The 15,162-nt window shown below is 70.7% G+C and carries 12 protein-coding genes and 1 pseudogene; 10 read left to right on the top strand and 3 right to left on the bottom strand.

The window, feature by feature from the left end; genetic code table 11:
- The first annotated feature begins 64 nt into the window (after positions 1-64).
- The 9 genes and pseudogenes from AC07BF_RS27565 (at position 65) to AC07BF_RS27525 (ending at position 10,559) form a co-directional block, all read left to right on the top strand.
- Positions 65-1,474: a hypothetical protein gene (locus AC07BF_RS27565; RefSeq protein ID WP_478334058.1), complete on the top strand. Its 1,410-nt coding sequence runs from the start codon at positions 65-67 to the stop codon at positions 1,472-1,474.
- Positions 1,475-1,482: 8 nt separating this feature from the next.
- Positions 1,483-1,624, top strand: a pseudogene (locus AC07BF_RS27560) (IS256 family transposase); the annotation flags it as partial.
- Between the two features lie 353 nt (positions 1,625-1,977).
- The gene (locus tag AC07BF_RS27555; RefSeq protein ID WP_363586275.1) at positions 1,978-3,033 is read left to right on the top strand and encodes a hypothetical protein; all 1,056 of its coding nucleotides are present in this window, start codon (positions 1,978-1,980) and stop codon (positions 3,031-3,033) included.
- Positions 3,034-3,316: 283 nt separating this feature from the next.
- Positions 3,317-4,300: an NAD-dependent epimerase/dehydratase family protein gene (locus AC07BF_RS27550; RefSeq protein ID WP_363586274.1), complete on the top strand. Its 984-nt coding sequence runs from the start codon at positions 3,317-3,319 to the stop codon at positions 4,298-4,300.
- 11 nt (positions 4,301-4,311) lie between these two features.
- Positions 4,312-5,043, top strand: coding sequence for a nucleotidyltransferase family protein (locus AC07BF_RS27545; protein WP_363632999.1), 732 nt, complete (start codon positions 4,312-4,314; stop codon positions 5,041-5,043).
- 8 nt (positions 5,044-5,051) lie between these two features.
- The gene (locus AC07BF_RS27540; protein WP_400808086.1) at positions 5,052-6,242 is read left to right on the top strand and encodes a glycosyltransferase family 4 protein; all 1,191 of its coding nucleotides are present in this window, start codon (positions 5,052-5,054) and stop codon (positions 6,240-6,242) included.
- Between the two features lie 10 nt (positions 6,243-6,252).
- On the top strand, positions 6,253-7,605 hold the full coding sequence (locus tag AC07BF_RS27535; protein WP_363632996.1) for a phosphomannomutase/phosphoglucomutase: 1,353 nt from the start codon (positions 6,253-6,255) through the stop codon (positions 7,603-7,605).
- Between the two features lie 260 nt (positions 7,606-7,865).
- Entirely contained in the window at positions 7,866-9,230 is a 1,365-nt protein-coding gene (locus tag AC07BF_RS27530; protein WP_478334057.1) for a sugar porter family MFS transporter, read from the top strand.
- 123 nt (positions 9,231-9,353) lie between these two features.
- Positions 9,354-10,559: a hypothetical protein gene (locus AC07BF_RS27525; RefSeq protein WP_478334056.1), complete on the top strand. Its 1,206-nt coding sequence runs from the start codon at positions 9,354-9,356 to the stop codon at positions 10,557-10,559.
- 118 nt (positions 10,560-10,677) lie between these two features.
- Here the strand turns inward: AC07BF_RS27525 and AC07BF_RS27520 are convergent, their stop codons facing one another.
- The 3 genes from AC07BF_RS27520 to AC07BF_RS27510 are packed head-to-tail and all read right to left on the bottom strand — an operon-like array spanning position 10,678 to position 13,763.
- Complete coding sequence (locus AC07BF_RS27520) at positions 10,678-12,078, bottom strand: S10 family serine carboxypeptidase-like protein (RefSeq protein WP_363632991.1); 1,401 nt, start codon at positions 12,076-12,078, stop codon at positions 10,678-10,680.
- A gap of 27 nt (positions 12,079-12,105) precedes the next feature.
- Positions 12,106-13,323, bottom strand: coding sequence for a phosphatidylserine decarboxylase (locus AC07BF_RS27515; RefSeq protein ID WP_363586267.1), 1,218 nt, complete (start codon positions 13,321-13,323; stop codon positions 12,106-12,108).
- Between the two features lie 59 nt (positions 13,324-13,382).
- Entirely contained in the window at positions 13,383-13,763 is a 381-nt protein-coding gene (locus AC07BF_RS27510; protein WP_363586266.1) for a hypothetical protein, read from the bottom strand.
- Positions 13,764-14,403: 640 nt separating this feature from the next.
- Between AC07BF_RS27510 and AC07BF_RS27505 the strand changes: the two genes are divergently transcribed.
- A complete protein-coding gene (locus AC07BF_RS27505; RefSeq protein WP_363586265.1) occupies positions 14,404-15,042 on the top strand; it encodes a hypothetical protein in 639 nt (212 codons plus the stop codon).
- Positions 15,043-15,162 lie beyond the last annotated feature (120 nt).

Below are 15,162 nucleotides of genomic sequence, written 5' to 3'. Positions count from 1 at the left end.
GGTGCCACCCACCAGGGTGGCACCGCCCGCGCCGTCGTCACCCACCAAGGGGAGGACCCACCTCATGACCACCACACACCCCCGGCGCGGGCTGCTGCGCGGCGGCTGCGCCCTGCTCGCCGCCGTACTGGCCGGCCTCGCCGCCCCAGCCGCCGAAGCGCATCCGCGCACGGGCGGGATCGTCCGGGTGAGCGTCGGCCTCGACGGCACCCAGCCGGACGGCGCGTCCGCCGCCCTGGGGCTGAGCGCCGACGGCCGCTACGCGCTGTTCTCCTCGGACGCGACCAACCTGGTGCCCGGCGACACCAACGGGGCGACGGACGTCTTCGTCCGGGACCTGCACACCGGCCGCACCCAACGCGTCAGCGTCGGCGCGGACGGCGCCCAGCTCGACGCCCCCACCACCCAGGCGTCGATCAGCGGCGACGGCCGCTTCGTCGCGTTCAACACCAAGGCCACCAATGTGCTCCCCGGCCACCGGGCCAACAGCGGCGGGGAGGTCTACCTCCGCGACCTCCGGGACGGCGTCACCGAGCTGATCACCGCCGGCGACCCGGCGGCCACCGGCCAGGACGGCCGCATCTCCCGTGACGCGGTGGCCAGTTGGGACGGCCGCTTCGTGGCCTTCTCCTCCTCCCGGACCGACCTCGCGCCGGTCGGCACGTTCACCAAGGAGAACATCTACGTCACCGACCGCCGGGAGGGCACCACCCGCCTGGTCACCCTCGGGGTGAACGGCAAACCGGGCAACGGCGACTCCTACCTGCCCTCGATCAGCGCCGACGGCCGCGTCATCGGCTTCAAGTCCCGCGCGTACAACCTGCTTCCGGCTCCCACCCAGAGCCCCGCAGCCCCCACAGCCCCCACCGCTCCCGAGGACCACACGGACCACGGGGACTCCCCCGCGATCCTCGGGCACGCCTCCTACCCCTTCTACGTGTTCGACCAGCACACCGGGGTGATCAGCGGCGCGAGCACCGACCCCGCCGGCCTGCTCGCCAACACCGGCCTGGACGCCACCCTCAGCCCCGACGGACGGTACGCCGTCTACACCCTCGACGCGCCCGGCGGGCCGATCCTCGGCCGCCACCAGGAGCTCTACACCCGCGACCTGCGCACCGGCACCGTGACCAGGGTGACCACCCCGCTACCCGGCACCACCACGGTCGGCTCCGCCGGCCGCGGCACCATGTCCTACGACGACCGCTGGGTCTACTTCGTCTCCGACGCCGGCAACCTCGTCCCCGGCGTCGACGGCGGGCAGCAGAACGTGTTCCGCCGCGACCTCGCCACCGGAGCCGTCGAACTCGCCGGCGCGGCCGCGGACGGCACCGCGAGCACCGGCACCTCGGACAACCCGTACACCGACGCCTCCGGCAGCGCCGTGCTGTTCACCTCCGAGGACGGCACCCTCGTCCCCGGCGACACCAACCACGTCCCGGACGTCTTCCTCCGCCGGCTCCTCACGCACTGACGCCGGACGGGCTGTTACGGGTGCTGACCAGGCGGGTTCCGGAATCCGCCGGTGAAGGCCCAGATCACCGGTCATCCCGGCCGCGAAAAGCATGATCCGGCGGGGAGGAACAACGGCAACACCCGTAACAGCCCCCGGGCGAAAACCGTGCCGCCCGGCGTCGCCAGCACATAATCACCACATACTTACCCCGAATTGTAAGGCCACTGTCAAGGCACCAAGGTGCGCCAGGCCGCAGTGACTTCAGGACACTGTCGAGGATTCTGTTTTCATCACCCCTCGGGCGACGGATGCTTGTACGTACAGTCTCCGTTCTTTTGGCACTGCCGTGTTATCCGCAGGCCAGTCCACGGAGCGTGCAGCAGGACGTGCTGCTCCCGGCGACGACTCGTGAGGTCGATCGTGACAATGAGAAAAGCCTCAGGAAGTCGATAGCCGTAGCTGTGGAGACGGCACCCAATCCAACCGTCCAAGGAATAGTCCGAGACGGAACGAGGGTAAAAGTGAAGGCCCTTCTCTACCACTTCCACGGAATCGATGACTTCGATTTCTCGACCATCTCGCCCGAGGACCTCCCCGAGGTCCAGAAGGCTGCGGAATCCCGTGAGTACGGAATTCTGCCGACCGTCTACCTGCGGCGGGAGAATCTCCCCCGCCTGGTGGAGGTCCTCCAGGAGTACCACCGGCTCGAACAGGCGAACGCAGTTCCCAACATCGCCGGTTTCGCGATCGAGGGCCCGCTGCTCGGGCCGCAGGGAGGGATACCGCGGGCCGGACGGTGGTTCCCGTCGGCGAAGGAGTGGGACGTCATCGCGTCCCTCGGCCCGCTCGGCCTGCGCTACATCGTGATGGCGCCCGACGCCATGGCCCTGGACGAGCGCATCGACGCCGGTCCCACCTTCGCCGACCTGCTCACCAGCTTCTACGAGCAGGGGCTCCGGATCGCCGTGGGGCACTTCCACCGAGAGGCGCCCGAGCGCAGCGCCGTCCGACTGCGGGAAGTGCTCGAATTCCTGCACAGCCGCTACGACTCCTCCCCGTACCTGGTCCTGACCGACCATCTGTACAACGACACCCCGCGGAACTTCACGCATTCCTGGCGCACGCCGCAGGAGCGGGTCAACCGCGAAGTCGAACTGCGGCGGGTGCTCGATCCCGACTGGAACGAGACCGACCTCCGGGAACTGCTCGGCCCTGTTCCAGCCGAAATGCTGCGCTCCGCACGCGAGTCCCTCCTGTACCCGTGCATCAACTTCGACGGGTACCACGTCGACCTCGAAATCTGCCGGCGCACCGTCGAATACCTGGGCGTGGACCGCCTCATCGCGCTGACCGACCACACCGAGGTCGCCACGATGGCTCAGGAGCCGCTTTCCCGGAGTGACCACAATCCGCTGTGGCTGCGTGACGACGGGGCCGTGGCAGCGGGGTCGAGCGGTTATGAGCAGCAGCGGCAGAACATTCTCTCCATCGGATTCGATGACACGGCGGTTCACCGCATGTTCGTCGACAACCCCGTGACGGCGATCGGATACCGCATCAAGAAGGGCGCCGCGTAAGGGCCTGGAGGGCCGAAAGTCAGGAAGACATCGGGAGAGGAACTCACGGCCACTCGGGCGTCGCGCCCCGGCCACTTCCCCGACCGTGTCGTGCGGGCCGGGGACACGGCCGCCGCCACCGCGGCGATCCCGGTCGTGTCCCCGGCAGCCGACGGCCCGCGCATCCTCCAGGACGACGTCCGGCTGCGGTGCGGCTACGCGGATCCGCCGGCGTGATCCGCCGGCGTGATCCGGCGGATCCGGATGTGAACCACATTGGCGAACCACGAGAGGAGACCAAGGCATGAGCAAGGTTGTCGTCACGGGTGGCGGCGGGTTCATCGGCTCGCACATCGTCGACCGGTTGTGTGCACAGGGACACCGCGTCCTGGTGGTGGACGACTTCTCCACCGGCGATCGGGCCAATCTCGCCGAGAGCGAGGCCCGTTGGCCCGAGTTGAGCGTTCTCACGGCCGACGTGGTCGACGAGTCCACCGCGGCCGCGGTGGAGGCCTTCGCGCCCGAGGTGCTGCTGCTGCTGGCCGCACAGTTCAGCGTGAAGGTGTCGATGCGGGATCCCCTGCTGGACGCCCAGGTCAACGTCATCGGCCTGGTCCGGATGCTCGAAGCGGCGCGGCGCAGCCGGAGCCGCAAGGTCGTGTTCGCCTCCAGCGGCGGGACGATCTACGGGCCCGCCGGTGAGGACGGGGTGCCCATCAAGGAGTCCGCGGGCCGGGTGCCCAGCTCCTTCTACGGGCTGACCAAGTCCGTCGCCGTCGACTACCTGCGCCTTTACCACGAGACCTACGGCCTGGACTACGTCGCGCTCGCCCTCGGCAACGTCTTCGGCCCCCGCCAGACCCCGTTCGGTGAGGCGGGAGTCGTCTCCATCTTCGCGCAGCGCATGCTCTCCGGGCAGACCTGCGTCATCAACGGGGACGGCCTGCAGACCCGCGACTACGTGCATGTGAGCGACGTGGCCGATGCGTTCGTGCGGGCCATGGACCAGGGGCACGGTCTGATCAACATCGGTAAGGGCCAGGAGAGTTCGGTCCTGGACATCCATCAGGCGGTCGAGAAGCGGACCGGCCGTTCGCTGCCGCCCCGCTTCGGGCCGCCGCTGGCGGGAGAAGTGCGCAGGGGGTGCCTGGATCCCTCCCGCGCCCAGGCCCAGCTGGGCTGGACCGCCGGGACGACGCTGGAGGACGGGGTCGACTCCGTCGTGTCCTGGCTGACCGCACGCCCCCTCCAGAAGACGGACTCCGCCGAGGCGGGGCAGACCGGATGAGGCTGGCGGGGATGATCCTGGCAGCCGGGCGCGGCAGCCGGATGGGAGCACTCACCGCCCGGACGCCCAAGCCGCTCCTGCCCCTGGCGGGCAAGCCGCTGCTGGGACACCTGCTGAACCGGTGTGCCGAGACCGACGTCACGGACGTCTACCTCAATCTGCACTACCAGGCCGAGCAGATCCTTCGCTTCCTCGACGGCACCACGGTGAAGGTGCCCGTCCACGCCCGGACCGAGCCCCGCCTCACCGGGCCCGCCGGGGCGCTGCGGCTGTTCCACGAGGAACTGGCCGCCTTCGACGCCGTGCTCGTCACCTCCTGCGACGTCATCATGGGCGAGCCGCTCCAACGGCTCGTCGACGCGCACACGCGCGGAGGGTACGCCCTGACGTTCGCCTGTACGCGGATCCGGCAGGCCCGCCGCTACGGCGTGCTGGACATCGACCCCGGTGGTCGGATCCGCGGCGCCCGGGAGAAGCCCGACGTCCCCGACGACGAGACGCACTGGATCAGCGCCGGGGTCTACTGCCTGGACCCCCGCGTCATCGCGCACATCCCCGAGGACGTCGTCTACGACTACGCCAGGGAACTCGCCCCCGCGCTGATGGCCGCCGGCGAACGCGTGGGGGCGCACCGGCTCACCGGCTACTGGCGGGACGTGGGCACTCCCGATTCGCTGCGCGAGGCCGGCGAGGACGCCGGCCGTGGGCTCATTCCCTGGCTCACCGAAAGGGCGGACCGATGAAAGTCCTGATGCTGACCTCCAGTTACGAACCCCTGCACGGCGGGGCCGAGACCTATGCCCGGCTGTTGTGCGAAGGGCTGGTGGCCGACGGCCACGACGTCGTCATCGCGACCGACGGGTCGTGGCTGGACCACCTGCCCGGGGACCGCGAGGAGGACGCGGGGCGGGTCGTGCGGCTGCGCGACTTCGCGGACCGCGTGGACGCGCGGGACAAGGTGAGATGGCGGCAGATGCAGTACTCCGTCCTCGACGAACTCGGGGCCGTGCTCAAGGGCGAGAGCTTCGACGTCGTCCACGCCAACAGCCATGAGACGCTGATCCTCGCGAGCATCGTGGCGCTCGAAACGGACGCCGCACTGGTGTGCTCGCTGCACGAGCAGAACCCCGACCTGGAGCGGTTCGGCCGTGGCCGGTGCCGCCTGTCGTACCAGACCCTCCCCGTCGACATGCACTTCGTCCCCAGCCGCTTCTTCGCCGAGCGCGCCGCCCGCTTCGGCGCCCCAGCCGACCGCATCAGGCTCGTCCACAACGGCGTTCCCGACGCCCCGCCGGACGACGTGGCCCGGAACCTGCGCTCCGCGCTGCGCGCCGAACTCGGCGTCGCCCCCGACCACCGGCTGGTCGTCCTCCCGGGCCGGATGTCCGCCCGCAAGGCCCAGCTCGACCTGGCCGCGGCACTGCCCCTGGTCGCGGCGGAGTTGCCCGAGGTGCGGGTGCTCCTGTCGGGGAGGGTCTCGGACTACGCGTACGAGAAGAGCGTGTGGGACCGGCTCGAACGCGGCGGTGTGGCAGAACTGGTCACTCTCCGCCAGGACTTCGGGGCCGAGACGATGCCCGCCGTCTACGCTGCGGCGGATCTGGTGGTCCAGCCCTCCCTGGCGGAGGGACTTCCGTTCAGCGTGGTCGAGGCGATGCGCGCCGGCAAGCCCGTCGTCGGCACCCGCGTCATCGGCATCAGCGACGTCATCACCGACGGCGTCGACGGCCTGCTCGTGCCGGCGGCCGACCCGCCCGCACTGGCCGAAGGGATACTGCGGGTGCTCACCGACGAGGCGTTGGCCGCCGAGCTCGCGGCCAACGCGTACACCACGGCGGAACGGGAGTTCAGCAGCCGCAGGATGGTCGCGGACACCCTGGACGGCTACCGGGTGGCCATGGCGCGTCGCCGGCAGTCGGCGTCCGCGGCCCCGACCTCGTGAAGGGGTGACCGTGTCCGACTACGCGCGACTGGTCAAGGCCTACGACATCCGCGGGGAAGTCCCCGCCGAACTCGACGGCGAGGTCGCGGAACGCATCGGCGGCCTGTTCATCCGCTTCACCAACGCCCCGCAGGTGGTGGTGGCCAGAGACATGCGCCCTTCCTCGGCCATGCTGGTGCGGGCGTTCAGCGACGGCGCCCGCCGGGCCGGTGCCGATGTCATCGACGCCGGGCTCGGCTCCACCGACTACCTCTACTACGCCAGTGGATCGCTCGGACTTCCCGGCGCCATGATCACCGCCAGCCACAACCCCGCGAAGGACAACGGCATCAAGCTGTGCCTGAGCGGCGCGGCCCCCCTGGGGGAGAACACGGGCCTCGGCCGGATCCGCGATTGGCTCGTCGCGGGGGAACGCGCCGCACCCGCCACGTCCCGCGGCACCCGTACGGAAAGACCACTCCTCAAGGAGTACGCGGCACACCTGCGGCAGCTCGTCGACCTCACCGGGATCCGGCCCCTCAGGGTCGTCGCCGACGCGGGCAACGGCATGGCCGGCCTGACCGCCCCGGAGGTCTTCGCGGGCCTGCCCGTCGACCTCGTCCCGCTCTACTTCGAACTCGACGGCACGTTCCCCCACCACGAGGCCAACCCCATCGACCCCAGGAACCTCGTCGACCTCCAGGCCGAGGTCCGCAGGCAGGGGGCCGACATCGGACTCGCCTTCGACGGTGACGCCGACCGTTGCTTCTTCGTCGACGAAGGCGGTCAGCCGGTCTCGCCGTCCGCCGTCATCAGCCTGATCGCAGGCCGGGAGCTGGCACGGCACCCCGGCTCGGCCATCGTGTACAACCTGATCACCGCGGAGGCCACGGTGCGGAGCATCCGCCGCCACGGCGGACGCCCCTTCCGGTCCCGCGTGGGGCACTCCCACGTCAAGGCGCTCATGGCGCAGCACAACGCCGTGTTCGGCGGAGAGCACTCCGGGCACTACTTCTTCAGGGACTTCTGGCGTGCCGACAGCGGCATGCTCGCCGCGCTCCACGTGTTGGCCGCCCTCGGCGGACAGGACCGGCCGCTGTCCGCCGTGATCGCCGCGCACAGTCGCTTCGCGCTGTCCGGTGAACTCAACTGCGTCGTCGCCGACGTCCCGGCCACGATCCGGGAGGTGGAGGAGCGCTACCGGCACCGGGCCGGGGTGACCACGGACCGGCTCGACGGTCTGACGGTCGGCCTGCCGGGCGGAAGTCGTTTCAACCTGCGCCCCTCGAACACCGAACCGGTCCTTCGGGTCAACGTGGAGGCGCACGACCAGGAGACCATGGAGCACCTCCGGGACGAGGTCCTCGCGTTGATCCGACCATAAGACGTTTCTGACGGTGCGTCGGGGCGTGCTCAGGTTGCGGCCGGTCGGCCGGTGACGCCGGTAGTCTGCTCCCGGATTGCGAAGCGGGTGATCATCTCGGCTCGGTGCCCGGGGGCGGGGCGGTCATCGGCGTGGGCGGCGGATTCCCGGCGGCCTGACCCGGCCTCGCCCCACCCCTGCCTACGGCACTTCGAAGAAGGGCATCCCATGGGCTTGGCCCCGTCCTATGACCATGTCGACGGCGGCGCAGGGGTCTCGCCATGACGGCGCCCGTCCCCCCGGGCACCGCGCGGCTGTTGACCGTGGGCGTCGCCTCCGTCGGAGGGCTGCTGTTCGGCTACGGAATCGGGGTGATCGCCGGAGTCCTGCGGCTGGTCGCCACCACCTTCGCCCTGTCGTCGTGGCAGCAGGGGGCGGTCGTGTCGGCCGCCCTCCTCGGCGCGGCGCTCACCGCCCTCACCAGCGGGCGGCTGGCGGACAGGTTCGGGCGCCGACCGGTCATCGGCGCCGCCGCGGCCGTGTACGCCCTCGGAACGGCGGCTTCGGCGGCGGCCTCGAGCTCCACCGCGCTCCTCACCGGGCGGTTCCTCGTCGGACTCGCCCTGGGGGCCGTCTCGTTCGCGGTCCCGCTGTACATCTCCGAGATCTCTCCGCCCGCCCGACGCGGCGCGCTCGTCACACTGAACCAACTCATGATCACGATCGGGCTCCTGCTGTCCTACGTGGTGGCCTATCTCCTGGAACCCGCGGGGGCCTGGCGCTGGATGCTCGCTCTCGGGCTCCTGCCCGCGTGCGTGCTGATGGCCGGCATGTGCCTGGTGCCCGAGTCGCCGGACTGGCTGCACTCCAGGGGAGACACCGCCCGGGCGGCGAGCGCCGCCCGGCGCCTGTCCCCGCCCGCCCCGGGCGGCACAGCCGCCCGCCCCGGTGGCCGCCCCGCGACGGCGACCGCCGCACGGCCCACCGCCGGCCCCGCGACCGCAACCGTCGCACGGCCCACCGCCGCCCCCGCTGCGAGCCTCCGGCAGGCCTGCGCGCTGGCCGGTCCCCGCTGGGTCGCGCTGGGACTGGCGATCGCCGTCCTGGTCCATCTGACCGGTCTGAACACCGCGATCTACTACGTGCCGACCATCCTGGGCGGAAGCGGCATGACCGCTGCCGGAGGCATCCGGGGAGCTGTCCTGGTCGGACTGTGCAACGTGGCCGCCACCGTCGTCACCATCGCCATGCTCGACCGGGTCGGCCGCCGGAAGACGATGATCGGAGGGCTGCTGGTCATGGCGGTCGCGGCCGTCGGCATCGCGGTGGCACAGCCGCTCGGGCACACGGGGGCGCCGACCGCAGCGCTGCTGTGTGTCTTCATCATGGCGGGAGCGGTGGGCCCTGCTGCCGTCTTCTGGGTCTACATCGCCGAGATCTACCCGGCGGGTGCCCGCGGAGTCCTGATGAGTCTGGCCACCGCGGCCCACTGGGCAACGGACTTCGTCGTGGCGACCACGTTCCTCCCCCTCGTGCAGGAGTTGTCGCTCGGCGGGGCGTTCGGTGTGTACGCGGCGATCAGCGCGGCGTCCGCCCTGGCCCTGGCCCGCTGGATGCCCGAAACCCGCGGCCGTCTGCTGCTGTGAACGGGACCGGGCGCGAGGCTCCTGCGCTCGCGCCCGGGCTGGGCTTCACCCGCCGCCACCTGACGATGCGCCAGAATTGCCGTCAGCCGAGCAATCAGCCGCGCGTCCCCGAAGGTAGGCATCATGACCCGCTACAGCGTCGACCCGAACCGGCACGAGCTCATCGCCACCTGGGGAACCGGCGAAGGCGACCTCGCCACCCGGATCACCGCCCTCCCGGCCGACGCGGCCGGCGCCACGCTCCTGCGCCTGGCCGGCGCGCTGACCCGCCTGTCGGAGGCGGCCTGGCGCACCTACACCCACCCCGCCAGCGCCGCCGGCTCCCTCGAACCCGACACCGAAGGCTGGCGCCGCGAGCAGGAACGCGACACCTTCAGCGAGGTCGCCGAGGCCGTGGCCGCGCCGAACCTGCCCCACGGCGGCCTGCTCACCGTCTCCTACAGTCCCCTGCTGGAATCCGCCCACCAGGCCGGCCGCGCCCTGCACGCCCTCGACGAAGCCGAGTTGACGAAGGCCGTCCTCGCCGAGACCGTCACCGAACTCACCGCCGTCGAGAGCGCCGAACTCGGCAACCTCACCGGCCGCGCCCAGCAGGCCGTCCTGCTCAGCCGCGAGGACGCCTCCCCCGTCCAGGTCGCCGCCGCCGACCACCTGCTGGAGCAGAACCCCTTCGGCTCCCTCGCCCTCTTCTCCGACGTCGACCCGACCGCCGCCGCCGTCGCGGCCGCGCACTGGCTCGCCGCCGCGGCCGAGGTCGCCGCCGGCGCCTCCGGCCACGACGCCACCGCCGTCCTGCTCGAAGCCGACAGCATCGAGGACCTCCCGCACCAGACCCCCACCCTCGTCCTCGAACTCCTCGACGCCGGCCACACCCCCCACGACGCCGTCACCGGCCTCGTCCGCCACGCCCTCCACATCGCCGACGGCCTCCTCCCCGACCCCGCCGGCCTGCGCGAACAACTCGAAGACCTCGACGGGGCCCTCGACGACTACACCGAGGACTACACCGACGACGAGGAGACCGACCCGGAGGACACCGGCCTGCGCCTCACCCCCCTCGACCCCAGGCGCCCCGCCCGCGACCTCCTCGAAGACCTCCTCGCCGGCATCCACGGCTGCTGGGTCCTCCACACCGAGTACGACGACCTCGACGAAGAGCACCTCGGCACCGATGACGCAGGCTTGGCCGACGCGGGCCCGGACGACGCGGACCTGGACGACGCGGACCTGGACGACGAACGGGCCGAACAGCACCGGCACCACAGCCGCGAGAACTTCGCCCGTCTCGTCCGCGAAACCGCCGCCCGCCACCGCGACCGGCTCCTCTGACCGCACCTCACCGCCCCGCCGGGGACGGCGGGCGACCGCCCGAGTCGTGCGGCCGGCTCCGCCGCCCCCGCCCCCCGAGCAGCGGGGAGCGGGGGCAGGGGCGACCCCGACGGTGCGGTCAGCCTCTGCGCAGGCCGCCGTCGCCGCTCTGCTTGCGCGCCTGCTGCGGGTCGTAACCGGGGAAGGGGCGTTCGAAGAGCCAGTTGTAGAGCAGCTCCCGGCAGATCTCCGGCTGGTACGCCGGCACCTGGTGTCCGGAGTCGGGCACGCTGACCTGCGTCAGGTTGCCGTGGCGGCGGACGAATCCCTTCGGGTTCCCCTGGGCCTGCGTCCAGACCAGCCGGGGAGCGTTGCGCCACTCCGCCTGCTCGCCCTCTCGTGTCATGAGGTCGTCCAGGATCTCCTCGGTGCTCCGGTACCCGCAGGCGGCGTCGAAGTTCCCGGTGTAGAGCAGGGTCCGGTATCCCCTTTCGATGATCTGGGCGTACTGCCCGGTGCAGTCCGCCATGTTGTCCCGCACCAGCGCTTCCGCCACCGGACCCTCGTTGTCGGCGCACTGCCAGGTGACGTTCGGCGGGACGTGCAGGGCCTCCTTCACGTCCGCGCTGTTCAGATAGGTGCGCAGCGCCCCCATCGACAGGTCGTCCCAGCGCCGCACGTCGTAGACGTCGAAGTTCCCGCCGTAGGCCAGGGTCGTGGCCACCAGGTCGTTGCCGAGTTCGGTGGCCCCCTCCAGGTCTCCCGCGTCGAGGGTGCTCTTGAAGTCCTGGTAGGACTTCTCCAGGGCTTCCTTCTGGCTGATGCCGAGGAAGCCGGCCGCGTAGGCGTAGTCGATCAGGACGCGCAGTGACAGCTCGGGCTTGATCCAGCCGTTGCCGACGGCGATGCCCTGCAAGTTGATGCGCCCGCCCGCGTTCTCCGTGTTCCGCGCGTCGATCTCCAGCGCGATCGCCGGCACGTACTTGCCGGCGTAGCTCTCGCCGCAGACGTACAGCGGGCACTGCGCGTACTCCGGGTGCGCGTCGAGGAACCCCTGGAGGGCGTCGCAGAACATCCGGCCGAGGGCCTCCTCGTCCCGGACGTACTCCAGGGCGTCGTCGGCGTAGCTGTACCCGGTGCCGATGGGCTGGTCCCAGAAGACGACGTGCGCTTCCTGGTTCCAGCTGTGGGGCGAGACCGACACCGTTCCGGCGGCGTCGTCGCCGATGGACAGCGGTCCGTTCTCCAGGAACAGCCCGAGCAGCGAGGAGGCGCCGGGGCCGCCGTTGAGCCAGATCAGCAGGGGCGTCCGGCTGATCAGCTCCTGCTGGTCGTGGACGGCGACGTGGGGGTTGCAGGTCTGGCTCTCGAAGAACCAGTAGAACAGGTGGTTCTTCTTCTGCGGGTGCCGGTGCTCGGTGCTGTCGAGGTGCACGTGTCCGGCGTACGAGCGGACCTTCTTGGTGTCCTCGGTGTGGAAGTCGATGCGCAGGGTGTTGGGGATGTTCGCCGGAATCGAGGTGACGAGGTCTGAGGGCATGGTTTCACCGTCCGTTCGGCAGCGGGCTCAGGGAGCCAGGGGGCGGCGGCGCCGGGACGGCGTGTGGTAGAGGCCGGTGAACAGCCCTTCGGTCCGTTCCACCTGCTCCAGGACGCCGATGCGCTGGCCCTGGAGCAGTTGCAGCGCGGGGAAGCGGTTCTTCTCGAACAGCAGGATGTTCAGCGAGCCGCCGTACATGAAGTTCCCGACGCGCTCGCCCTTGTCCACCTTGACCGGCTCGTCGAGCGAACCCCGGAACTTCTCCTCGAAGTTGACGGAGGCGATCGAGTTGAGACCGACGATCACCTGCCCGACGTACCCCTCGCCGGCCTTGCGTCCGTTGGCGTCCAGGTAGTCCGTGCGGTAGACGAGGTATCCCCGGCGGAAGTCGTCGAACATCTCGTAGTCGTAGCCGTAGCCGACGTTCCCCTTGTTGAGCAGTTCGGGGAAGTCCCGCATCCCGTAGTAGACACCGGGGACGAGGTCGCGGGCCTCGACCACTTCGCCCGCCACCGGGGTGTGGTACCAGTGGTAGCCGTCGGGCATCAGGATGCACGACACCGCCGTGCCGCCGATGAACCTCTGGGCGTAGTCGGAGTCGTCGAGCAGCTGCCTGACGTTCATGGTCACCGTCTTGACCGGGATCGGCGTGTTCTCGGTCAGGTCGTCGACGATCATGTTGATGACGCAGTCGGCCGGGGCGACCACCACGCTCTTGTCGGTCCTGGCGTCGATCGGCCGCCGCGACGGGTCCTTGAGTTCCCGGGCGAAGAACTCGTTGAAGTTCTTCCAGCCACCCTCGGGCTCCTGGAAGTCCTCCATGTGCCGGCCGAGTTGGTCGCGCCACTTCTTGATGAGCACCTTCGACTCCGGCGAGTCCATCTGCAGGCCTTGCAGGTGCGTGAAGTCCGCGAGGATCTTGCGCCCCGAGCCGCTGGTCACGAAGACCATGCCGTAGTCGTTCTCGTAGTTGATCCAGCTGAACTTCTCGATGTAGTCCAGCCCTTCGTGGAGCCCGGGCTGCGAGTTGTACCACTCCGTCAGGAAGGTACACAGGAAGTCGACGTTCTGGTCCTTCCAGTCGCACTGCACCCGCTCCGGGGTGTCGGCCGGGTACGGCACCACGTGCTTGACCGTGGCGTCGTACATGGTCCTGAAGCCCTCGTGGTCCTCCTGGTACCACCGTCTGACCTTCGCGAGCAGCTCGTCCAGGTCGTTCGAGTACGGCTCTTCTTGGTTCGCCATTGCGTTGTCTCCTTCTGATGGAAGTGTCGGCCCCGGCCCTTCCGGGCGATGCGGGCCGGTCAGGAACCGGTGGGGGTGACGTTGCACCGCTCTGCCGGGAGTTCGCTGAGGTAGCCCTTGGCGATGAGGTTGTTGACCTTGTAGCCGCCCTCGAGCCCTGCGGGCGCGAGGTCCGGGTCGAGCCACTCCTGCTCGTCGTTCGGGATGGCCGCCGGCCCGAATCTCTCCTGGGAGCAGTAATACTTTCCAGCCATCGGCGAATCGGTGACGTCGGGCGGCGGCGGGCAGTCGTCGGGAACGGCCGCCGCGGCCCGCACGGGCTGCGCGTTCACCGGCTGCGCGTTCACCGACTGTGCGGCAGCGGCGCCGCCTGCGGCGGTCAGTCCGGTGATCGGGAGGGCGCAGGCCAGGGAGGCGGCGAACATCGTTCGCACACGCATGCAGTACTCCGGTTTCGTGGGGAGGGAACAGAGGGGGCGCCACGGCGGGGAAGGGGGAACAGTCACACGACACAGGCCGCGAGGGGGACGACACACAACAGCCGCCCACACCGCGCGCGATGGCCGGCGGCGGTAGGACGGAACGTCAACTACGGGTGCTTTCCTCGGAATCCGGCGGTTTCGCCCTCGTCCGCGTTCTCCTGACCTCTCCGCCGTTTCCGGCGCCGCTTCGAAGTCCGCTACTCCGTACCCTCCCCGGAACCGGCCGATTCCCCGCTCAACCCGACCGGGCTACATCCGGGCGGACCGGCTCGGCCCGAACGCCTACGGCCTTCCGGGCCCCTTGCTCGGCTTCCCCGGCGCCGGGACGGTGCTCGGCGGTCCGCTCGCGCTGCGGCTGCGCCCGGCCCTCGCGCCGGCCTCCCCCGGGCGGCTGCTGCTGGTGCCGACAGGCGCGGGCGGCGGGTCGCCCGGCCGCCGCCGACCGCTGGAATCGCTCCGTGCCGTCCGGACGGCCCAGCACCGCTCGTGGTCCGGGCGTGCAGAACAAAGCATGGAGAGCACGAACCGGGCGGCTGCGGGCTTGCACGTGCCCACCGACGGCCGAGCGGATGACGGGATGACCGGAGGGTTGTGCGTGATGCGTACGCTGTACACCAGCCAGGGCGGCGGCCCCCGGCTGCCGCGAAGAGTGGGCGCCCTGGCCGCGGCGGCAGGAACGGCCGTCCTCCTCGTGGCGTCGTGCTCATCCGGGAGCTCGTCCGGGCCCGCGACGCCGACGAACGCGGCGGGGGCGACGCTGTCGGAGGCGCCCAACCCGTCGAGCTTCTCCGGGGAGCCGCCCTCCGCCTTCGCCTCCGCGCTGGAGTCGGCCTCGGCCGCGGCGTCCGCGCGCTCGGCCTCGGCGGCGGCCGCCGCCTCGGCGTTCGAGGCATCGGCGGACGCGCAGGCCGCGCAGAACCGGGCGAAGGCGACCGAGGTGCTCAAGACCGTGGAGGGCCCCGGCAACGCCACCTCCGACATCACCCTGACCGGCGTGCCGCGATCCACCACCGGCGGCCTCCACGCCGCCGTCGTGACCATCGTCAACAGCACCCGCGAGGCCGCGTCCTACGCGGTCCAGGTGGACTTCACCGATGCGTCGGGCCACGCCGTCGACTCGGCGATCGTCGGCGCCGAGAACCTGGCCCCGGGCGGGAAGGCCAGTCCGATCGCCTTCAGCCGCCAGCCGGCCGACCTGGCCCTGGTCCCGGTCGTGGTGAAGGCCCAGCGCTACTGAGCCCAGCGCCACCGGGCACACCCCGGCCGGGCAACGCCCGACGTCCCGGGGGGGGTGGGGGGGGGGGGGGGCCAAGAGAACGAGTAGCGCGCGGGAGAACAGAGAAAAGGAGGCGGGGGT

Source organism: Kitasatospora sp. NPDC043950 (assembly GCF_056435345.1).
This window is presented reverse-complemented; position numbering and strand designations above follow the sequence as displayed.

Excerpts from the sequence above, each read along its gene's own strand:
- AC07BF_RS27550 (WP_363586274.1), top strand. The coding sequence starts at position 3,317 with ATGAGCAAGGTTGTCGTCACGGGTGGCGGCGGGTTCATCGGCTCGCAC.
- AC07BF_RS27510 (WP_363586266.1), bottom strand. The coding sequence starts at position 13,763 with ATGCGTGTGCGAACGATGTTCGCCGCCTCCCTGGCCTGCGCCCTCCCG.
- AC07BF_RS27545 (WP_363632999.1), top strand. The coding sequence starts at position 4,312 with ATGATCCTGGCAGCCGGGCGCGGCAGCCGGATGGGAGCACTCACCGCC.
- AC07BF_RS27515 (WP_363586267.1), bottom strand. The coding sequence starts at position 13,323 with ATGGCGAACCAAGAAGAGCCGTACTCGAACGACCTGGACGAGCTGCTC.
- AC07BF_RS27565 (WP_478334058.1), top strand. The coding sequence starts at position 65 with ATGACCACCACACACCCCCGGCGCGGGCTGCTGCGCGGCGGCTGCGCC.
- AC07BF_RS27505 (WP_363586265.1), top strand. The coding sequence starts at position 14,404 with ATGCGTACGCTGTACACCAGCCAGGGCGGCGGCCCCCGGCTGCCGCGA.
- AC07BF_RS27540 (WP_400808086.1), top strand. The coding sequence starts at position 5,052 with ATGCTGACCTCCAGTTACGAACCCCTGCACGGCGGGGCCGAGACCTAT.
- AC07BF_RS27520 (WP_363632991.1), bottom strand. The coding sequence starts at position 12,078 with ATGCCCTCAGACCTCGTCACCTCGATTCCGGCGAACATCCCCAACACC.
- AC07BF_RS27530 (WP_478334057.1), top strand. The coding sequence starts at position 7,866 with ATGACGGCGCCCGTCCCCCCGGGCACCGCGCGGCTGTTGACCGTGGGC.
- AC07BF_RS27525 (WP_478334056.1), top strand. The coding sequence starts at position 9,354 with ATGACCCGCTACAGCGTCGACCCGAACCGGCACGAGCTCATCGCCACC.